20 protein-coding genes and 3 pseudogenes are annotated in these 21,314 nt (G+C 42.5%); 21 read left to right on the top strand and 2 right to left on the bottom strand.

Annotation, left to right across the window (positions count from 1 at the left end; genetic code table 11):
- The first annotated feature begins 7 nt into the window (after nucleotides 1–7).
- The 11 genes and pseudogenes from miaA (at nucleotide 8) to glnA (ending at nucleotide 10,248) form a co-directional block, all read left to right on the top strand.
- Nucleotides 8–955: a tRNA (adenosine(37)-N6)-dimethylallyltransferase MiaA gene (gene miaA / locus BM278_RS03300; protein WP_090947941.1), complete on the top strand. Its 948-nt coding sequence runs from the start codon at nucleotides 8–10 to the stop codon at nucleotides 953–955.
- Nucleotides 956–988: 33 nt separating this feature from the next.
- Nucleotides 989–1,213, top strand: a complete 225-nt coding sequence (gene hfq, locus BM278_RS03295; RefSeq protein WP_064550928.1) for an RNA chaperone Hfq — start codon at nucleotides 989–991, stop codon at nucleotides 1,211–1,213.
- Nucleotides 1,214–1,621: 408 nt separating this feature from the next.
- On the top strand, nucleotides 1,622–2,554 hold the full coding sequence (gene spoVK, locus BM278_RS03285) for a stage V sporulation protein K (protein ID WP_167359570.1): 933 nt from the start codon (nucleotides 1,622–1,624) through the stop codon (nucleotides 2,552–2,554).
- A 167-nt stretch (nucleotides 2,555–2,721) separates the two neighbouring features.
- Nucleotides 2,722–3,006, top strand: a pseudogene (locus BM278_RS19130) (AMP-binding protein); the annotation flags it as partial.
- Between the two features lie 204 nt (nucleotides 3,007–3,210).
- A complete protein-coding gene (locus BM278_RS03280; protein WP_167359572.1) occupies nucleotides 3,211–4,356 on the top strand; it encodes an acyl-CoA dehydrogenase family protein in 1,146 nt (381 codons plus the stop codon).
- Nucleotides 4,357–4,371: 15 nt separating this feature from the next.
- Nucleotides 4,372–5,451, top strand: a complete 1,080-nt coding sequence (locus BM278_RS03275; protein WP_090947938.1) for a CaiB/BaiF CoA transferase family protein — start codon at nucleotides 4,372–4,374, stop codon at nucleotides 5,449–5,451.
- An 8-nt stretch (nucleotides 5,452–5,459) separates the two neighbouring features.
- Nucleotides 5,460–5,672, top strand: a pseudogene (locus BM278_RS03270) (steroid 3-ketoacyl-CoA thiolase); the annotation flags it as partial.
- 190 nt (nucleotides 5,673–5,862) lie between these two features.
- A complete protein-coding gene (gene hflX, locus BM278_RS03265) occupies nucleotides 5,863–7,113 on the top strand; it encodes a GTPase HflX (RefSeq protein ID WP_090947937.1) in 1,251 nt (416 codons plus the stop codon).
- Nucleotides 7,114–7,126: 13 nt separating this feature from the next.
- Nucleotides 7,127–8,395, top strand: a complete 1,269-nt coding sequence (locus BM278_RS03260) for a methionine gamma-lyase family protein (protein ID WP_090947936.1) — start codon at nucleotides 7,127–7,129, stop codon at nucleotides 8,393–8,395.
- A 75-nt stretch (nucleotides 8,396–8,470) separates the two neighbouring features.
- Entirely contained in the window at nucleotides 8,471–8,875 is a 405-nt protein-coding gene (locus BM278_RS03255; protein WP_090947935.1) for a MerR family transcriptional regulator, read from the top strand.
- Nucleotides 8,876–8,913: 38 nt separating this feature from the next.
- Nucleotides 8,914–10,248: a type I glutamate--ammonia ligase gene (gene glnA, locus BM278_RS03250; protein ID WP_090947934.1), complete on the top strand. Its 1,335-nt coding sequence runs from the start codon at nucleotides 8,914–8,916 to the stop codon at nucleotides 10,246–10,248.
- 54 nt (nucleotides 10,249–10,302) lie between these two features.
- Here the strand turns inward: glnA and lexA are convergent, their stop codons facing one another.
- A complete protein-coding gene (gene lexA / locus BM278_RS03245; protein ID WP_090947933.1) occupies nucleotides 10,303–10,926 on the bottom strand; it encodes a transcriptional repressor LexA in 624 nt (207 codons plus the stop codon).
- Between the two features lie 150 nt (nucleotides 10,927–11,076).
- On the opposite strand from lexA, the gene yneA reads away from it, so the two are divergent.
- The 3 genes from yneA to BM278_RS03230 all read left to right on the top strand — a co-directional run bounded on the left by yneA (nucleotide 11,077) and on the right by BM278_RS03230 (nucleotide 12,440).
- A complete protein-coding gene (gene yneA / locus BM278_RS03240; RefSeq protein ID WP_090947932.1) occupies nucleotides 11,077–11,382 on the top strand; it encodes a cell division suppressor protein YneA in 306 nt (101 codons plus the stop codon).
- A gap of 20 nt (nucleotides 11,383–11,402) precedes the next feature.
- Nucleotides 11,403–12,044: a YneB family resolvase-like protein gene (locus tag BM278_RS03235; protein ID WP_013401211.1), complete on the top strand. Its 642-nt coding sequence runs from the start codon at nucleotides 11,403–11,405 to the stop codon at nucleotides 12,042–12,044.
- A 165-nt stretch (nucleotides 12,045–12,209) separates the two neighbouring features.
- On the top strand, nucleotides 12,210–12,440 hold the full coding sequence (locus tag BM278_RS03230; protein ID WP_013401210.1) for a DUF896 domain-containing protein: 231 nt from the start codon (nucleotides 12,210–12,212) through the stop codon (nucleotides 12,438–12,440).
- Nucleotides 12,441–12,689: 249 nt separating this feature from the next.
- Here BM278_RS03230 and BM278_RS03225 read toward each other — a convergent pair whose 3' ends face one another.
- Entirely contained in the window at nucleotides 12,690–13,460 is a 771-nt protein-coding gene (locus tag BM278_RS03225) for a DeoR/GlpR family DNA-binding transcription regulator (RefSeq protein WP_013401209.1), read from the bottom strand.
- 487 nt (nucleotides 13,461–13,947) lie between these two features.
- Here BM278_RS03225 and rpiB point away from each other — a divergent pair, with 487 nt between their 5' ends.
- The 7 genes and pseudogenes from rpiB to BM278_RS03190 all read left to right on the top strand — a co-directional run.
- Complete coding sequence (gene rpiB, locus BM278_RS03220; protein WP_041269496.1) at nucleotides 13,948–14,418, top strand: ribose 5-phosphate isomerase B; 471 nt, start codon at nucleotides 13,948–13,950, stop codon at nucleotides 14,416–14,418.
- A gap of 82 nt (nucleotides 14,419–14,500) precedes the next feature.
- Nucleotides 14,501–15,502: a dihydroxyacetone kinase subunit DhaK gene (locus tag BM278_RS03215; RefSeq protein ID WP_013401207.1), complete on the top strand. Its 1,002-nt coding sequence runs from the start codon at nucleotides 14,501–14,503 to the stop codon at nucleotides 15,500–15,502.
- Nucleotides 15,503–15,811: 309 nt separating this feature from the next.
- Nucleotides 15,812–16,471, top strand: coding sequence for a dihydroxyacetone kinase subunit DhaL (dhaL, locus tag BM278_RS03210; protein WP_013401206.1), 660 nt, complete (start codon nucleotides 15,812–15,814; stop codon nucleotides 16,469–16,471).
- Between the two features lie 366 nt (nucleotides 16,472–16,837).
- On the top strand, nucleotides 16,838–17,776 hold the full coding sequence (gene glpX / locus BM278_RS03205; RefSeq protein ID WP_244151081.1) for a class II fructose-bisphosphatase: 939 nt from the start codon (nucleotides 16,838–16,840) through the stop codon (nucleotides 17,774–17,776).
- Nucleotides 17,777–17,882: 106 nt separating this feature from the next.
- Nucleotides 17,883–18,746 carry a class II fructose-bisphosphate aldolase gene (locus tag BM278_RS03200; RefSeq protein ID WP_013401204.1) on the top strand — a complete coding sequence of 288 codons (864 nt, stop codon included), beginning with the start codon at nucleotides 17,883–17,885 and terminating at the stop codon, nucleotides 18,744–18,746.
- A 415-nt stretch (nucleotides 18,747–19,161) separates the two neighbouring features.
- Nucleotides 19,162–20,806: pseudogene (locus tag BM278_RS03195) on the top strand (IS1634 family transposase).
- A gap of 268 nt (nucleotides 20,807–21,074) precedes the next feature.
- Nucleotides 21,075–21,314: DUF4277 domain-containing protein (locus BM278_RS03190; RefSeq protein ID WP_025039372.1), on the top strand; the 240-nt coding region annotated here is incomplete at its 3' end.

The following is a 21,314-nucleotide window of genomic DNA, read 5'->3' as shown; positions in this document are numbered from 1 at the left end:
GTTATTGATGGGAGAGAAGCTTGTCGTCATCATCGGGCCGACTGCCGTAGGAAAAACAAAATTAAGCATCGCTTTAGCGAAGCGGTTACATGGGGAAATTATCAGCGGCGATTCGATGCAAATTTATAAAGGAATGGACATCGGCACGGCGAAAATTAAACCGGAGGAGATGGAAGGGATTCCGCATCATTTGCTTGACATTAAAGAACCGTGGGAATCGTTTTCCGTTGTCGAATTTCAACATCTTGCTCGTTCGCTAATCCATGAAATTTCCGAGCGCGGGCGCTTGCCGATGATCGTTGGCGGAACAGGGCTTTACATTCAATCCGTCATTTACGACTACCGTTTTTCGGCGGCTCCTTCCGATGAAGCGTATCGCCGGCAGCTGCGGCAGATCGCCGAGGATAAAGGGGAAATGGCTCTTTACGACATGCTGAAAGCGGTTGATCCGGAAAGCGCGGCGCGGATTCATCCGCGCAACGTTCGCCGCGTCATCCGCGCACTAGAAATATATCATTGCACGGGTAAGACGATGACAGAATGGCAGCAGGGACAAACAAAAAAGCTTCTTTACGATGCAGCGATTATTGGACTGACGATGAAACGTGAACAGTTGTATCGCCGTATTAATGAACGGGTAGACGAAATGCTCGCCGAAGGGTTGCTCGAAGAAGCGAAAGCATTATACGATCGCGGCATTCGCGATTGCCAATCCGTCCAAGCGATTGGTTATAAGGAGTTGTATGCCTATTTTGAGGGGCGCGTCTCTTTGGAAGAAGCGATTGAACAGCTAAAACAAAATTCACGCCGCTATGCGAAGCGCCAGCTTACATGGTTTCGCAATCAAATGCCTGTGCAATGGTTCGATATGACCGATGTGGCAATGTTTGATGAAAAAGTGGAGGAAATTTTTCAATACGTAGCAGGAAAGCTTCAATTAGAAGCGAATATATAAAATTAGGTAGAGAGAAAAAGAGGAGGACGTCTCATGAAAAATTCGATTAACATTCAAGACCAATTTTTAAATCAATTGCGAAAAGAAGGAACACAAGTCACCGTATTTTTATTGAATGGTTTTCAGCTTCGCGGTTATATTAAAGGATTTGACAACTTTACGGTTCTGTTGGAAGTGCAAGGAAAGCAACAGCTTATTTATAAGCACGCGATTTCTACATTCGCGCCGGAAAAAAATGTTCAATTTGAAACAGAGTAATCGTCGTGTCCAAGTTGGATAGCGACGAAAACAGCAAAAGTGCCCGTCAAAGAAGACGGGCGCTTTTTTACGCGTAAAAACAGATCGTGCTGAATAAAATATACAAAACTTTATTTTTTAAAGTTCGTGGAATCATGTTCCGGGTTAAGTTCCTTGAAATGGATAAAAAGAAGACGGCAAAAAAGCGATTTTGCTTTCTTGAGTTCATTGAGCGAAGTGGGGAACGTTGCACAATAATGAGGGATGGCGTTTTTTCAAGCACGCTATTGGAGAACAGCGATTTGCCGTTTGACCGCCGAAGCGAAATTTCCCGCTTGCTCCTTTCGTTTGGGCGATTGTCACGAATTGACGATGAAAACCGTATACTGATAAAGAATGAAGCAAACGGGAAAGTGAGGTGACACCCCATTGTCGGAATTGACAATGAACAAAGCAAAAGGGCAAATTAATGTTGTCCTCAATTCGAAAAATATTAACCATCTTGTCAAAGACGATCGGAATGAAGTGATTAATTACGAAGAGCATCGTGTGTTAAAAGATATCCAAAAAGAATTGAACCAACTGGTCGGGCTTGATCACGTCAAAAAAATCATTAAAGAAATTTATGCATGGCTATATATTAACAAAGTTCGCAAAGAAAATGGGTTAAAATCGAATAAGCAGGCGCTTCATATGATTTTTAAAGGAAATCCAGGCACGGGGAAAACGACGGTGGCGCGTTTGTTAGGGAAACTGTTTTTTGAAATGAACGTTCTTTCGAAAGGACATTTTATCGAGGCGGAGCGGGCTGATTTAGTCGGGGAATATATCGGGCATACGGCAAACAAGACGAGAGACTTGATTAAAAAGGCGCGCGGCGGCATTTTGTTTATCGATGAAGCGTATTCCCTTGCGCGCGGCGGGGAAAAAGACTTTGGCAAAGAGGCAATCGACACGCTTGTAAAAGGAATGGAAGATTATTGCGATGATTTAGTCGTCATTTTAGCCGGTTATCCAAAAGAGATGGACTATTTCTTATCGTTAAATCCAGGGTTGCCTTCCCGTTTTCCATTGACGATCGAGTTCCCTGATTATACGGTCGACGAACTGGTGAAAATCGCTAAACAAATGTTGCGTGAACGAGAATACGAATTCACGCCGGAAGCGGAGCGAAAGCTATATTATCATATGGAAGAAATGATTGAGGCGAAGCAATGCGGAAAATTCAGCAACGGGCGCTATGTGCGCAACTTGATTGAAAAAGCGATTCGCAAACAAGCGGTGCGCTTGTTGCACGAAGGAAAATATGATAAAAAGGAATTAACGCTAATCCGCAGCCGGGATCTTATAGTAGGTACGTAAGCGAGAAAGGGGAAACAGCCCTTTCTTTTTTTATGCAAATAGAGGAGTTTTGAATAATGTGTAGAATAGTTTACACATAAAGAAATCGGGTGATTAATATTCAGAATAGTATTTATATTTTATATTTTATTTATATTAACACAATAAGATAATAGTGATGTTTGAAAATGACAAGGAGGGTGTGGAGCATGTATATGACGATTGGCGAAGTATTTTCCCAGACGGTGCGGAAATTTCCGAAAAAAGAAGCGCTTGTCGATATAGCGAAAGGGCGCCGCTATACGTACGAACAGTGGGAAAAGGAGGTAAACCGTCTTGCGAACGCGCTGTTAGAAGCCGGTGTTCAAAAAGGAGATCGCGTGTCGACTGTTTTGTTCAATACATTGGAACTTGGCACGGCGTTTTTTGCCTGCGCAAAAATTGGAGCGATTTTCAATCCGATTAATTTTCGTTTGAAACGGGAAAATTCAAAAATTTTTGCTCCGCGAACAAATGAAAAACGCGACAAAAAACTGAAAGAAAGGATGAAGCCCAGAAATTTGTGTAAAAAAAGAAGCGGGCATAAATCGGTTTTATTTTCCGGAGACATGTGTTCACTAGACTGGGAATCGGATTTTACACAAACATTAAGACTTGGCCGAAAGCGAGGGGATGGGATGACAGCCGCATATTTACGCGAAGAGCATCACATTTTCCGAGATGCCTTTCGCAAGTTTTTAGAAAAAGAGGCATATCCATACTATGACGAATGGGAAAAGAAAGGAATCATTCCCCGTTCGTTTTGGGCGAAAATGGGGGAAAACGGCTTTCTCTGTCCGTGGGTTGATGAAAAGTACGGCGGTTTCAACGCTGATTTTGCGTATTCGGTTGTAATTAACGAAGAATTAGAAAAAGTTGGTTCGAGCATGATCGGCATCGGCCTGCATAACGACATTGTCGTTCCGTATCTCGCCTCTTACGGTACGGAAGAACAAAAGAGAAAGTGGCTTCCGAAATGCATATCCGGTGAAATCATTACCGCGATTGCGATGACCGAGCCAGGAACCGGATCGGATTTGGCGGGGATTTCAACAACGGCGATTAAAGACGGCGATTACTATATCGTCAACGGACAAAAAACGTTTATTACAAACGGCATTCACGCGGATTTAGTCGTCGTTGCTTGCAAAACGAATCCAAAGGCCCAACCGCCGCATAAAGGCATCAGCCTTCTTGTTGTTGAGCGCGATACCCCAGGATTTACGCGCGGAAGAAAGCTTGATAAAGTCGGATTGCGCGCGCAAGATACGGCCGAATTGTTTTTTCACGACGCGAAAGTGCCGAAAGAAAACTTGCTTGGCGAAGAAGGAAAAGGATTTTATTATTTGATGGAAAAGCTCCAGCAAGAGCGGCTTGTAGTGGCGATTGCTGCGCAGACGGCAGCGGAAGTTATGTTTGAGTTGACGAAGAAATATGTAAAGCAACGGTCGGCGTTTGGAAAGCGAATTAGCGAGTTTCAAACCGTCCAATTCCGCCTTGCCGAAATGGCAACGGAAATCGCCATCGGTCGGACGTTTGTCGACCGCGTTATTGAAGAGCATATGCAAGGAAAGAACGTGGTAGCGCACGTTTCGATGGCAAAATGGTGGATTACGGAAATGGCGAAACGAATTGCCGCGGAAAGCATGCAGCTTCATGGCGGCTACGGGTATATGGAAGAATACGAGATTGCTAGACGTTACCGTGATATCCCTGTCAGCGCGATTTACGCCGGAACGAATGAAATGATGAAAACGATTATTGCGAGGAACCTTGAATTATAGAAAGAAGGTGACGCCGTGTTAGACGGAGTAACGGTTATCGATTTTTCCCACTACCTTCCCGGTCCATTCGCCAGCCTGCGTTTGGCTGATTTAGGAGCAGAAGTCATCAAAATTGAACCAAAAACGGGAGATATGATGCGTTCGCTTGCGGAGGAATGCGTGTTTCGCGCAAACAATGCAGGCAAAAAAAGCATTGCCCTTGACTTAAAAAACAAACAAGATTTACAGACGGCAAAACAGCTGATCCAAAAGGCCGATGTCATCATTGAAAGCTTTCGTCCGGGAGTGATGAAACGGCTCGGTTTAAGCTACGAAGATATCCGTGCGATGAATGAAACGGTCGTTTACTGTTCGATCAGCGGCTTCGGGCAACAGAGCAAGTATTCTTTATTTGGAAGCCACGATTTAAATTACATGGCGATGACCGGTGTGCTGGCGCAGTTGAAAGATCAAGAAGGACGCCCTATTCATCCGACGATTACGCTTGCCGATTTGATTGGGAGCATCCATGCTGTAGAGCAAATCGTCGCTGCGCTATATTACCGTGAGCGGACAGGAAAAGGAACGTACATTGACCTTTCGTTAGTCGATGGATTGCTATCGATGATGATGAACCATTTTGTTATCGAGCATGATACAGGAAGAAAAAACGGCATCGCCGAACTTGCCGACACGGTCGTCTCCTACCGCTTGTACGAAACGAAAGACGGGCGGTATGTCAGCTTAGCGGCGCTTGAGAAAAAATTTTGGGAAAACTTTTGCCATGCTGTTGAAAAGCCGGAGTGGATTTTGCATCATGATTCGCCCGCAAGCGAAGAAAATCCAATTTTTCATGAGATTGTTCATCTATTTCAAACAAAAACGCTTCAAGAATGGATCGAATTTAGCCAAACGGTCGATTGCTGCCTTGCTCCTGTGCTGGAAACAGATGAAGCGAAAGCGCTGTTTGCCGCGGACAGCTATCGCAAAATGATTCATATTGCCGGACGGCGCATAGAAGTAGCGACCCGGTATGACGAAACATTATTACAAAAACGAAAACCGGCGCCGTCACTAGATGAACATGGCGATCTATTGCGAAAGAAGGAGTGGTGAACGATGATGTGTTAGCGTGGCAAAAAGAAATCGGCGCCCCGCTTTCCAAAGTGAACGTAAACGGAGGCGCCATTGCGTTAGGCCATCCGTTGGGGGCGACCGGTGTGAAATTAATGACATCGCTCGTTTACGAACTTAAACGGCGAAACGGCAAATACGGGTTGCTCACGATTTGCATCGGCCACGGAATGGCTACCGCAACGATTATCGAACGGCTGTGATGAGAATTGGCGCAATGAATGCGCCGTTTTTTTTAGAACGATCATCGCTTGATTTTGCGATAAACGGTGCGAAAGTTTCCAATGCACGTAGCATAGCCAGAAGGCTTTATGCTCATTATATAGCGATTTGCGATAAGATTTGTTATGATGGATGCAGGTTAAGTTACGTCAGTGGAAAGAAGGTGCAGCATTGGAAGAACGAGAAAAAGTGATTTTAGTCGGATGCCAGCTTCCCCATATGGATGACGAACGGTTTTTTTATTCGATGGAAGAATTAGCATCGCTAGTGCGCACGGCAAACGGCGAAGTCATCATGACCGTTGCGCAAAAGCGGGAAGCGGTTCATTCGGCAACATATATCGGAAAGGGGAAAGTCGAGGAGCTTGCCCGCCTTGTCGAACAATTAGAGCCGGATGTTGTTATCTTTAATGATGAATTATCGCCGAGCCAAAACCGCAATTTGTCAAGGCGGCTATCCGTCCGCATTATTGACCGGACGCAGCTGATTTTAGATATATTCGCGCAACGCGCACAATCGAAAGAAGGGAAATTGCAAGTAGAACTCGCGCAATTGCAATATTTATTGCCGCGTTTAAGCGGACAAGGAACGGAATTATCTCGCCTTGGCGGCGGAATCGGAACAAGAGGACCGGGGGAAACGAAGCTGGAAACGGACCGCCGCCATATTTATCGGCGCATCGATGAAATTAAAACACAATTGAAATTGGTTGCCGAACACCGCGAGCGATACCGGGAGCGCCGCAAAAAAAATCGCGCTTTTCAAATTTCGCTTGTCGGATATACGAACGCGGGAAAATCGACGCTATTTAATCGTCTGACTGACGCGGATTCGTTAGAAGAAAATTTATTGTTCGCCACCCTTGACCCGCTCACGCGAAAAATAACGCTTCCAAGCGGCTATACGGCGCTTTTAACGGATACGGTCGGCTTTATTCAAGATTTGCCGACAACGTTAGTGGCGGCGTTTCGTTCCACGCTCGAAGAAGTCAAAGAAGCGGATTTAATTTTGCACGTTGTCGATTCATCGAATCCGGATTATTATCATCATGAACAGACGGTTTACGAATTGCTCGATGAACTGGGTGTCTCCACTGTTCCGATCGTTACTGTGTATAACAAACGCGATATCGCTCATCACAGCTTTGTTCCAAGCACGAAGACGGAAGCAATCATCATCAGCGCTTTTAATGTACATGATTTGCGGAGACTGCGGCAATTTATTGAAGAAGCGATGATGAAGCAAATGATTCATTATCGCGTATCGATTCCGAGCTATGAAGGGAAATTGCTTGCTCAGTTAAAAGCGGAAACCATTTTACGAGAGTTGCATTATAATGAAAAATGCGGCATGTATGAATGTAGTGGCTATATGATGCCAAAACATCCCCTATCCGGACAATTGCGACAATATCAAAAATAGAAAGGGTCATTATATGTTTACACAGTTGCAACATGGAGAAAAAATCGCTGCACTTGTGAAAGAAATCGAAGCGCAAATCGCGCCAATTCACAAAGAGATTGATGAACGGATCGATATCAATCAATATCGGGTGTTGGATAGCTTTCGGCGCCATAAAGTGAGCGACAGCCATTTCATCCCATCGACAGGGTATGGGTATGACGATATCGGCAGAGATACGCTCGAACAAATATATGCGGACGTATTCGGCGGCGAAGCGGGAATTGTCCGCCCGCAAATTATTTCCGGCACACATGCGATTTCGATCGCGCTATTTGGCATTCTTCGCCCGGGCGATGAGCTGCTTTACATCACGGGAAACCCGTATGATACGTTAGAAGAAATCGTTGGCATTCGCGGCAGCGGCGTCGGTTCCTTAAAAGAATTTCATATTCATTATCAAAGCGTGCCGCTAACGCCGGAAGGACGCGTCGACTTTGCCGCTGTCAAAAACGCGATCAACGAGCGGACAAAAATGATCGGCATTCAGCGCTCGAGAGGATATGCGACGCGACCATCGTTTACGATTGAGGAAATAAGGGAAATGATTTCGTTTGTCAAAGCGATTAAGCCGGACGTTGTTGTTTTTGTCGACAATTGTTATGGCGAATTTGTCGAAGAAAAAGAACCGTGCCACGTCGGTGCCGACTTAATGGCAGGATCGCTGATTAAAAATCCCGGCGGGGGGCTCGCAAAAACGGGAGGGTATATCGTTGGAAAAAAACAATATGTGCAAGCATGCGCATATCGTATGACATCCCCGGGCATCGGCGCTGAAGCGGGTCCGACGTTATACAGCTTGCATGAAATGTATCAAGGGTTTTTCCTCGCTCCCCATATCGTCGGCCAAGCGTTGAAAGGAGCGGTTTTTACGGCAGCGATGCTTGAACGGATCGGTTTAAATACGCAGCCGTCTTGGAATGCGAAGCGGACGGATCTAGTTCAATCAGTGCAATTTAATGATCCGGAGCAAATGATCGCGTTTTGCCAAGCGATTCAATTTTCCTCTCCGGTAAACGCGCATTTTACCCCGTATCCAAGCTATATGCCCGGCTATGAAGACGACGTCATTATGGCGGCAGGAACGTTTATTCAAGGAGCGAGCATTGAATTAACTGCGGATGGTCCGATCCGCCCCCCATATGTCGCTTACGTGCAAGGAGGACTGACGTATTCGCACGTAAAAATCGCGATTTGTACGGCAGTTGATCAGTTGCTCGAAAAACGATTAATTTCTTTGTGATAAAATCTAACATAATATTGACATATATTTTAACATGATATAAAATAAATTCATCATAAGCGAGGAGGAATTGGCATGAATAGTAATATTCGTCGTTCCATGCCATTGTTTCCGATTGGGATAGTGATGCAATTAACAGAATTGTCTGCCCGCCAAATCCGTTATTACGAGGAGCATGGCCTTGTTTCTCCTGCGCGCACAGAAGGAAATCGCCGCTTGTTTTCGCTAAACGACATCGATCGCCTTCTGGAGATTAAGGATTTGATCGATCAAGGAGTCAACTTGGCCGGCATTAAGCAAATTTTTGCGGCGCGACAATCGGATAAGCATGAAAAACAAGGGGAAAAGGTCGAAAAAGTTGTAAAACAAAGCTTGTCCGATGAGGAATTGCGCGAAATTTTGCGAACGGAGCTAATGCAGGCGGGTCGTTTCCATCGTGCATCACTTCGCCAAGGAGATCTCGCTCGCTTCTTTCACTAATAAATAATTAAAATTGGGAGCCGGGGAGGAATTAACAAATGGCAAAGTACACGAGAGAAGACATTATGCGCATCGTCAAAGAAGAAAACGTCAAGTATATCCGTCTGCAATTTACCGATATTCTTGGCACCATTAAAAACGTGGAAATCCCAATCAGCCAGCTGGAAAAAGCGTTAAACAACAAAATTATGTTTGACGGTTCTTCGATTGAAGGATTTGTTCGCATTGAAGAATCAGATATGTATTTATACCCTGATTTAGATACGTTCGTTATTTTCCCGTGGACGGCAGAAAAAGGAAAAGTAGCCCGCTTTATTTGCGACATTTACAATGCCGATGGCACTCCGTTTGAAGGGTGTCCTCGCTATAACTTAAAACGGATGTTAAAAGAAATGGAAGCGCTCGGATTCACCGCTTTCAATCTAGGCGCGGAACCGGAATTCTTCTTGTTCAAACTCGATGAAAATGGGCGCCCTACGCTTGAATTGAACGACCAAGGCGGTTATTTTGACTTGGCGCCAACCGATTTAGGAGAAAACTGCCGCCGCGACATCGTTCTTGAATTAGAAGAAATGGGATTTGAAATTGAAGCTTCGCACCATGAAGTAGCGCCTGGCCAGCACGAAATCGACTTTAAATACGCAGATGCGGTCAAAGCGTGCGACGACATTCAAACGTTTAAGCTTGTTGTCAAAACGATCGCGCGTAAACACGGCCTACACGCAACATTTATGCCAAAACCGATCTTTGGCATTAACGGGTCTGGAATGCACTGCAACTTATCGTTATTTAGAAATAATGAAAACGCGTTTTTCGATCCAAACGCCGATTTGCAATTAAGCGATACAGCGCGCCAATTTATCGCCGGTGTGCTGAAACACGCGCCGAACTTTACGGCAGTGACAAACCCGACGGTGAACTCATACAAACGTCTTGTGCCTGGCTATGAAGCGCCATGCTATGTGGCATGGTCTGCCCGCAACCGCAGTCCGCTGATTCGTATTCCAGCTTCGCGCGGAATGAGCACGCGCATTGAAGTGCGCAGCGTCGATCCATCGGCGAATCCGTATTTAGCAATGGCGGTATTGTTAGCAGCTGGACTAGATGGAATTAAAAACAAATTAACTCCTCCGGCTCCGGTGGATCGTAATATTTATGTGATGACAAAAGAAGAGCGATTGGAAGAAGGAATCGTTGACTTGCCGGCGACGTTGGCAGAAGCGCTCGAAAACTTGAAATCGGACGAAGTCATCGTTCAAGCGCTCGGAAAACACTTGTTCGAACACTTCGTTGAAGCGAAAGAAATCGAATGGGATATGTTCCGCACGGCCGTGCATCAATGGGAGCGCGACCAATATATGGAACTTTATTAAAAGCAAAAGGCTATCTCGCACGAAACGAGATAGCCTTTGTTTGTTTGCAGATGTTTAATGAATGACGCGATAGACGCCGATGACTTTGCCGAGAATTGTACAATCGCGAACGATAATTGGTTCTAAATTAGAATTTTCCGGCTGCAGGCGAATATGATCTTTCTCTTTAAAAAACCGCTTTACCGTTGCTTCGTTTTCCTCTGTCATCGCGACAACGATGTCTCCATTATCGGCGGATTGCTGTTGCCGCACAATCACGTAGTCCCCGTCTAAAATCCCCGCTTCGATCATGCTGTCGCCCATTACTTCCAGCATAAAAACGTGGTCTTCCGATGAAACGAGCCGCTTCGGCAAAGGGAAATAGTCTTCAACGTTTTCGATGGCCGTGATCGGTTGACCGGCTGTCACTTTGCCAATGATCGGCACCGAGATGACGTCGTCCGTTTCGTTTCGCATGGAGAAATCAGCATCCAATATTTCAATGGCGCGCGGTTTTGTCGGATCGCGGCGAATATATCCTTTGCTTTCAAGCCGCGCAAGATGCCCATGTACGGTGGAGCTGGAGGCGAGTCCGACCGCCTCGCCGATTTCGCGGACAGAAGGTGGGTAACCTTTTGTTTTTACCTCTTTTTTAATAAAATCCAAAATTTGCTGTTGCCGCTTTGATAATTTCGTCATCGTATACACCTCTTACCACATCATTTGCCTACATTATAGCATGCGGAATTTGAAAAAACAAACATAAGTTCGAAAATTATATTGACACAAACAAATGTTCTTCATTATAATGTGGGTAAACCGAACAAACATTCTTAAGAGGTGGGCGATATGAAACGTATGTTTGCTCATTACATGATTTTTTCAGCGCTTTTGTTTATGGTGATCGGGGCGTTTTTATACGCGAACAAGCCGATTGAAAAAGATAAATATATGGAAATTACGGTTGCGTCGGGAGATACGCTTTGGAAGCTGGCGAAGGAATATGAAGAACAACATCGGCTTTCGACAGCGGAATTTATCGAGTGGGTCGTCGATGTCAATCATTTACCGAGTCAGCAAATTGTCGCCGGTGAAAAAATTGTTATTCCTGTGCTAAAATCAAAGGAAAATGAATCGCTCGTCGTCAGAAAATAAAATCGTGAGGATGGTATTACATGAAGGCGGTTATTTATTGTCGTGTCAGCACAAATAAAGAAGAACAAGAAACATCGCTGGAACGCCAGCGGGAAGAGCTGGAACGCCTTGCTGAACAGCACGGTTTTGAGGTGGTCAAAATCATTATGGAGCAGGCCAGCGGCTACGAAGTGGACAGAGACGGCGTGTTTGATCTGCTTTCCACATTAAAAGAGGAGCAGATTGATGCGCTTCTCGTTCAAGATGAGACAAGGTTGGGACGCGGGCACGCAAGAATCGCGCTTCTTCACTGCATCCAAAAAGAAGGAGTGAAAATATATACGATCACCCATAACGGCGAAATGCAGCTATCAGAGGCGGATTCGATGGTATTAAACATTCTCAGCATTGTCGAAGAATATCAGCGGAAAATACATAATTTAAAAATCAAGCGCGGAATGCAGCGGGCGATTGCCCAAGGGTATCGTCCTGAGCGAAATTTAAAGAGCGTCGGAAAAAATGCGGGAAGAGAGAAAATGGACCTTCCCATTGAAGAAATCGTCCGCCTGCGCCACAATGGTTTGACGTTTGCGGAAATCGCCGCGACATTGCGCGGATTTGGCTACGATGTTTCAAAAGCGACCGTTCACCGCCGCTACCGGGAATATATCGATGCTGATTAAGGATCACGCCGTTTTTTATTATGCAGAAGGCACCGGGCAAATCATTTTGCGGCCGGAACGTTTTATCGCGAATGCTTGGCGCGCGGAAAAGCAAGATAGTTGCGCTTTCCGTTGCTGTCGTATAAGATGGGGGAGTAGCAATACAATGATAAGGTGGAGGCAGCTATGTTATCAAAACAAAAAATGGCGCGAATTAACGAACTGGCCAGAAAGGCAAAATCATCTGGTTTAACGGAGGAAGAAACGCTTGAGCAGCAGCAGCTTCGCCGCGAATATATTCAAGCGTTTCGCGAAGCGATGGAGGATATGTTGCATTCCGTAACGGTTATCGATCCCAATGGCAATGATGTGACTCCAAAAAAATTAAAAGAAAGTCAAAAGAAGCGGTTTCATTAAAATAAACACATCTTAATTTGTTGTATGTTTAACTAATAAATGGTTAGAAAACGGAACAATAGAAACTGATCCAAAGGGAGTTAAGACGAACCTAATAATTGTAATGTTTCGGTTGTAAAACAAGCGGCAGTTGATGACAGTGGATGTGTTTACAAAAGAATTTTTAAAGCGGTTTGCTCTATAATTAGATACAGAGAAAAGTAGCTGTGTAAGTTCAGCTCTTTTCTCTGTTTTACATGCCTGATCATTTTAGTAAACGAGGTGTATATTTTTTTGTTTTAATTCTTTTATGAATTCTTCAGTAGGGGGGCGATCTGTAATTATAGTATCAATTTTTTCAATATCGCAAAATGTTGCTATAGAATTTTTTCCAAACTTACTATGATCCAATAAGGCAACTACACGATTCGAAGACTCAACCATAGCTTTTTTTAGCTCTACCTCATATATGTTAAAATCCATTAATCCATTTTCAAAGGTAAAACCATGAGCGGAAGTAAACATTATATCAACGTTAATATTATTTAAAATGTTAGCCCCTAAGGTTCCTTCTATAGAGCTCGACCCCATCCGGACAATTCCCCCCAGCATGATTACTGTTATTTCGGGATTGTCACGTAACTCTAGAGCAGTATATATTCCATTAGTTAATACGGTTAGACGCATTGGTTTATGTTTTAAAATTTTTGCTAATTCAAGTACAGTTGAACTAGCATCGAGCAGAATACATTGATCTCCCTCGATTAATTTTTCAGCTAGCTGACCGATAATGACTTTTTCACTATGATTTTGTTTTTCCCTTGTAGAGAAATTTAACTCGGGTTTAATGTAGTCATGAAGAACTGCTCCCCCATGTGTTCTTACTAAAAGTCCTTCTTTTTCCATATCATTTAAATCAGAACGTAAGGTAGCCTCAGAAACACTCAGCTTTTCCGAAAGTTCTTTTACAGTCGCTCTTTTTTTGATGCTTAAATATTCAAGAATTTTATTCCTTCTTTCTGTAACAAACATCTTAGCCATAAAAATCACCTTTTTCTTTTATATTTATTTTTTATAATCCCCGTGTTACAAGCTAAATTTTATCCAAAGCATTATTGAGCAATACCTATTGTTTTCCAATACATAAATACCCGATTAGTTAGAACAAAAGGCATTTTTCAATAACAATTATTTCATCATGGCACTGATCTGTTGTTTTGTATATTTTTTTGTTTTCATATTCTTAGTAAATATAAAGATATGAGAGAGGGCTACCATAAGTAATAGTGTTAAGAACAAACAGGTATTATTAATGTGTATAAATCTATAATATTTTAAAATAAATTTATATTCAACAAAAATAACAAAAAAATAAACGATAGTAAACAAAAATAAATGAAAATAATCAAAAGAAAATGGATTGACAAAAAATCTATATGGTGTAGAATGTTAGTAAATATGATTTTCATTTTTTGAAATATTTAATATTGAATTAATTTTAAGAATAAGGAGGAGTGGGGAAGTGGCGATTAAAGTCGCGCTTGGTTGTGATCATAACGCTTTCAATATGAAAGAGATTATTAAAGAGTTTCTTAAAGAGCGAGGATACGATGTTGTGGATTATGGATGCTACTCATGCGAGGCAGTAGACTATCCTGATGTTGCATTTCAAGTCGCGAAAGATATTGCCGCTAATAAGATGGATAGAGGAATCTTAATATGTGGTACAGGTATTGGGGTGGCGATTGCTGCTGGGAAAGTACCAGGTATCAGAGCTGCGTTATGCCATGATACGTATTCTGCGGAAAGAGCACGAAAAAGTAACAATGCACAAATTTTGACGATGGGTGCACAAATAATTGGGCCGGAGTTGGCAAAAAAGATAGTAGAGGTATGGATGAATTCTGAGTTTGATGGTGGAAATTCAGCGAGAAAGGTTCAAAAAATCATTGATCAAGAAAAAGAGTTGTTGAAATCCTGGGGCAATACAATAATGTAGAAGACAGGATTAAAAATCATTCTATGTACTGCTTCTAAAAAAGCGGCTAATAAGACATGTTGACTATAAAAGGAGGTAAATTATGAAAAAACTTATAAACAATCCAGAACTAGTTGTTGATGAAATGTTAGAGGGATTTGTAAAAGCCCATTCTCAATATGTTAGACAGTTGCCGGAAAATAAACGATCTATTGTAATTAATCGGGAAACTAGACCGGGGAAAGTTGGAGTTGTCATCGGTGGGGGGTCTGGGCATAAGCCAGCTTTTATTGGTTATATAGGAGAAGGATTAGCAGATGGCGTTCCGGTTGGTAATATTTTCGCATCACCGCCGCCGGATCCAATCCTAGAGGTTACAAAAGCTGTAGATAAAGGTACAGGAGTTATTTACTTATATGGAAATTATGCAGGTGACTGTATGAATTTTGATATGGCTGCTGAATTGGCAGAGTTAGAAAATATTCGTGTTGAAACAGTACGTGTTACTGATGATGTAGCATCTGCACCTAATTCAGAAATTGAGAAGCGTCGGGGGATTGCAGGTGGGTTTTTTGTGTATAAAGCTGCAGGGGCTGCGGCGGCTATGGGACATAGTTTGGATGAAGTTGTACGTTTAGCAAAGAAAGCAAACGATAACACTCGCACAATGGGGGTTGCATTGACCCCATGTTCAATTCCACAAACTAGAAAGCCTAGCTTTGAGTTAGGAGAAAATGAAATGGAAATAGGCTTAGGGGTACACGGTGAACCTGGGGTAGAACGTGGAGAATTAAAACCAGCTGATGAAGTAGCGGATAGACTGCTTAATACTATTTTGGCTGATATGCCACTTGAAAAGGGGGATAGAGTTGCGGTTCTTGTTAATGGGTTAGGATCTACTCCTTATTTAGAACTATATATTATGTTTAGAAGAGTATCTCAAGTACTTGCCGAAAAAGGAATCGAGATTTATCGTTCTTATGTAGGGGAATATGTTACATCTCTTGAAATGGGCGGTTGTTCAATAACTCTCATGAAATTAGATGAGGAATTAGCACAATTAGTAGACTATCCTGCTGATTGCCCGATGTTTGTGCAAAAATAGTACTCTAAAGTAATAAGTTTGACGTACTAGAAGTTTTTGTTAAGTGTATGTTGTAATCGTTTTAATAGGTTATTTAGTTCACAAATACGATAAATAAATTTTCTGATTAATAGTGGTACGAAACTTTCTAAGATGTTTTTAAAATTGTCCTATGGTAATAAGATGACCATTATTGCAAAGACTATATAGGGGATAGAATATACTATGAGAGCCCTTCCCTCTCTAATGAAATTGCAAAAGGAAGAAAAATTGTATGTTAACTGAATATACAAGGAGAAAATCAATGTTTATATGAGGGAGGATATAGTAATGTTAATAAAGGCAGATTCATTTAAACAGGCCTTAAAGGATATTGCTAACAAAATAGAAGTAGAAAAAGAATATTTATCTGAACTGGATCGTGCCATAGGAGATGGCGACCATGGGGTGACAATGTCAATAGGATGGAAAGCAGTCGTTGAAAAGCTAAATACAGATTTAAAAGAGGAAGAGGATTGTGGGGAAATTTGCAAAGTAGTTGCAAAAACGTTTTTGAACGCAGTGGGTTCATCGGTAGGTCCTTTATATGCAACTGCATTTTTAAGAGGCAGTAAGGTATTACAAGGAAAAACAGAGCTGAATGATGAGGATCTTTATAAGTTTTGGATTAGTGCTGGGAAAGGAATTCAGGAGAGAGGAAAAGCTGAAGTCGGGGATAAAACAATGTGGGATACCATCTCACCGGCAGTACAAGCTCTTGAGCAATCGTATGAACAAGGAGAAGATTTTTTAACCGGATTTAGGAAAGCGGTTGCTTCGGGAGAAGAAGGAATGAAGTCAACAAAAGATATGATATCTAAAAAGGGTCGGTCTAGCCGTTTAGGTGAGCGGTCTTTAGGAAATCAGGATCCAGGTGCTACGTCTGCTTATTTTATTCTTTCTGCTTTTTTACAATACTTGGAAAATACCCAATTAAAACATAATGTTTAGTTCATACTTATCATCAATAAAATATTTCTATAAGTTCGGAAGGTAGGGGATTCTCCAATGTAATGTAAAATCTAAAATAAAAGAATCCCCTACTTTATGCTTAGAAAATCAGGAATATGTAATGAGAGTTAATGTATATAAATTGAATATTGATTTTTCGACATATATTGTATAAAGTATTTCAACCGTTCTTTTGTCTAACTTAAACCTCTTACTCATGTTGGTTGTTAATATAACTAGTTTGGGTTATTAAGTATGTGAATAGAGAGGTTACTTATCTCTCATAAGCGGTATGGCTATTTTCATAGAAAACTAGCTAATCCTTTTCTTGAAAGTAGGTGAAGATAGGAAGTGAAACACTTACTAATGGAATTTGTGAAAGTAACAGAAAAAGCAGCTATAGCTTCATTAGAATGGATAGGTCGAGGAGATAAAATAAAAGCTGATGGTGCTTGTACCGCAGCTATGAGAAGTCAATTAAATCAAATAAAAATGAACGGTGTCATCGTAATAGGAGAAGGAGAAATGGACGAAGCTCCTATGCTGTATATAGGGGAGAGAGTAGGAACTGGAGAAGGACCTGATATTGATATTGCGGTGGATCCGTTAGACGGTACAAATTTAGTTGCAAAAGGTCAGGGGAATTCTATTGCTGTTATTGCAGCGGCGCCTAGAGGAAAGCTTCTCTGTGCACCAGATATATATATGGAAAAAATTTCAGTTGGTCCGGAAGCGGTAGGATGTATAGACCTCGATGTTCCAGTATATGAAAACTTAAAAAATGTAGCGAAGGCAAAGAATAAACGTGTATCTGACTTAAGGGTTATGGTACAGGAGAGAGAAAGGCACGAGTACATTATTGATGAAATTCAAAGAACAGGAGCGAGTGTAATTCTTTTTTCCGATGTAGATGTAACAGCAGCTATTGCTCCTGCTATTAGTGAATTAAATGTTGATATGTTTATTGGCATCGGGGGTGCACCTGAAGGTGTAGTTGCAGCTGTTGCATTAAAAGGAATTGGGGGAGAACTGCAAGGAAGGCTTTTACCCCAAGATGAAAAACAATATGGTCGTTGTTTACAAATGGGGCTAGAAAATCCTCATAAAAAGTTGTTGATGAATGATCTTATAAAAACAGACGACTGTATTTTTGTTGCGACAGGGATTACTGATGGAATACTCTTAAAAGGGGTTCACAGTACCTATTCAGGCAAAAAGGTTACACATTCATTTTTGACTTACGGCGGCTCTAAAGGATATCAATTTATTCAGTCGTTCCATCATTCCCCGTGTTATGTGTTTTAAAAGTGCTATCTTTGTATCGCTTTTTGTTTTTTCTTGATTATTAAAGTCGTTAAAAAAAGTAAATTTTATAAAGTAATTTATGATGTGGAGCAGGGAGGTTTTTCGTATGCCTTTAGTTTCTATGACAGAAATGCTTCATAAAGCACTTCAGGAAAAATATGCCGTTGGTCAGTTTAACATTAATAACTTGGAGTGGACGCAGGCGATTTTAGCAGCAGCTGAGGAAGAAAGATCACCAGTCATTCTAGGCGTATCTGAGGGGGCTGCTCGTTATATGGGGGGATTCAAAACTGTAGTAAATATAGTACAAGGATTAATGTGGGACATGAACATTACCGTTCCTGTGGCCATTCATCTTGACCATGGTTCCAGTTTTGAAAAATGTAAAGCAGCTATTGATGCAGGATTTACTTCTGTGATGATTGATGCATCCCATTACCCATTTGACGAAAATGTCAAAATTACATCTGAAGTGGTTGAATACGCTCATGCACGTGGCGTATCGGTGGAAGCTGAATTGGGTATTGTAGGTGGTCAAGAAGATGATACTATGGGGGAAGGAATTATTTATGCTGATCCAAAAGAATGTGAAGAATTGGTCAAACGGACAGGTATTGACTGCTTAGCTCCAGCGTTAGGCTCTGTTCATGGACCGTACAAAGGAGAGCCAAAGCTAGGATTTGCCGAAATGGAAATGATTCGTGACTTAACAGGTGTTCCCCTTGTGCTTCATGGTGGCACAGGTATTCCAACCGAACAAATTCAGCTTGCCATTTCTCTTGGTACGTCCAAAATCAACGTTAATACGGAAAACCAAATAGCATTTACAAAAGCTGTCCGCGAGCTATTAGCAAAAGACGAAAAAGTATATGATCCGCGCAAAATTATTGGTCCTGGACGTGAAGCTGTTAAAGAAACAGTAATTCGTAAAATGCGTGAATTTGGTTCCTCGGGAAAGGCATTATCGTAACATCGATAACTAGTTAATATTAGGTTAGGATTATTGAACGTGTTGCAAAACGCATAATCGATGTATAAAGGATGCAAAAAATCCACCACCTCGGAAATCATATACATTGACCAAAAACAACTGCCAAGGGGTGGACACTATCATGATTTCCAATTGGAACAGCGAACATGCACAGTACTATGAAATCGCCCCACTTTTTAGAAGCCTTATTTTGATATATTGATTCTCTATCGTTACCCCGAGTTCGACAGTTTGAAGCACAATTTAGGTAAATAAAATTTCCTAAATCCTTTTGTATAAAGGGTTTTGAAGCCGCTGTGCTAGAAAAAATCGCCGAATTTCATAGACACACGTTTTGTAAATTTATCCTTTTAATATAAAGGTTTATGGTTTATAATGCAAGTTTATATATTCGATGAGTAACAAACAAAAACAAAATGGAACCACAACGGCTTATCTCCGGTTTGCTCATAACAAATGGGATCCGAAGGCTAAATATGCGAAAGCGAAGGTGAGCTATTCTTTCGTACGTGAAGGCAAAGTCGACCGTGCTATACTGGAACGTCTGGTCAAAAGCATCTCGCGATTCCTTTCTCCCGAGAAGGCATGGGAAGCATGTGAAGCGATTGGAGAAGCGTCTGATTTTTTATTCCAATCCTGCAAACGTCTTGACGGCGTTTGGCTGTGGATCAATTGGGATTCGATAAGATTCTCGAGAAGCTATTTGCTTCCCGTCACCATCATATCCCCTTAGAATGGTTTGATTTTCGCTATGGTAGCGAATAGGGCTCTTCATCCTTCCAGCAAATTAGCGATAGAGGACTAGGTTCAAGATGAAGTCTATATTCCGGATCTTCCACAAGTGGCGAGTCACCAGTTGTACCGGGCGATGGATGGATAGATTGCTTGCTGTTCAATCCGAACTAGAACGTCAAGTGTTTTATGCTGTCGCGGATCTGTTGAATTTGGAAGCGGATCTTTTTTACTTCGATACAACATCTTCCTACTTTGAAGTGGATCCGTCCGAAGCATCGGAAGACGAGACCTTCCGAAAACAAGGATTTTCGAAAGATAAACGTTCCGATCTCTTGCAAGTCGTCATTGGACTTGCTGTCACCCACGAAGGAATCCCAATCAGCGTCTGGGGGTGGCAGGGAAATACGATGGACATGACAGTGTCCTCCGGGCAGGTGAAAAAAGACTTGATTGGCTGGAAACTGTGACGGGTCGTCATCGTCATGGATCGTGGGTTTTCCTTCGACGAAAACTTACGAATCTTACAGCGTGGGGTGACATAATATTGTAGGCGAAAAAATGCGGTTGGCAAAGGCCGCCACGGAAGAAGCGATGAGCCGCCGGGATCGATATCACCAAGTTCGAGAAAATTTACATGTCAAAGAGATCATGGTTGAAGATAGCGAGACACGTCAGCGCTATGTGCTGGTGTACAACCTACAACCCGAAAGAAGCTGATCGTCAACGACAAGAGTGCCAGAAATGGTTGGAGGCGCTGCAGGTGGAATTAAAGGGACTTTGGCAGCTGCGAAATGAAGCCCATATAAAGCGCCATGCCGTTTGCGTTCTAATCCTTCCTACGGGAAATATTTACGCCAATTAAAAGATGGAACGCTTCGCATCGATAAATAGGCGATTCGGTACGCGGAGAAGTATGATGGGAAGTATCTCATCCGAACGTCCATGATACATTGTCTGCCGAAGAAGTGGCTCTAAATAACTGGTAGACGTAGAGGATACCTTTCGAACACTCCAATCCATGCTTGAATTGCGACCTATGTATCATCGCTTGGAAGGCCGCATTCGTACACATGTGCTGATTAGCTGGCTGGCCCTTTTATTAGTCCGAATGATCGAAATTCGTACCGGGGAGTCCTGGCGGAAAGTGCGGGACGAGCTACAGCGACTGACTTTAGGCCATTTTTCTTCGAAATATGGTGACTTGTATCAGTGCACAAGAGCCCACTGCCAAACAGCGTCAAATCTTTGCGGTTGTAGGAGTGGAGCGTCCTCCAAGAATCCCAGACATTCAGCCAAACTCATAGATACACGCGTGAAGTATGCCCGATCGCTCATCACCCCTTGATCCATAGGGGCTGATGAACGATTTGTTTACCTAGTAAGTGTCGAACTCGGGGTTACCAGAGATACCGTATGTAACAGGAAGACCGCCGGTATCGAAAAAATCATTGCTGAAGTGTTTCTTTTTAAAACTCACATTTCGCACCCTCCCAACGAAAATCGGGAGGATTTTTTGTGTCCATCGTCGAATGAATCCTTGACATACAAGGAAAGTGAAGGAGTTTTTCTCTCATGAACGTTCAAGTCAAAAAGGTCTATCGCAATTATTATTTGAATATAATAAGTGCCCTATTCAAGAAACTGGGCCTGCCCCAATTGATTGACCATCTCGTTCCCGTTGATCCACAGTGCCAGACTCGAGTCAGCGATGCCGTTCAGGCCATCATCTACAATATGTTTGACGGCCGGCAAGCCCTCGTTCACGTGGAACGATGGGCTCAGGAGATCGATCTAGAGAAACTCATCCGTCCC

The sequence above is a fragment of the Parageobacillus thermantarcticus genome (assembly GCF_900111865.1).
GTDB classification, from domain to species: domain Bacteria; phylum Bacillota; class Bacilli; order Bacillales; family Anoxybacillaceae; genus Parageobacillus; species Parageobacillus thermantarcticus.
Note: the sequence above shows the minus strand (reverse complement) of the source record. Positions and strands in the feature narration are given on the sequence as shown.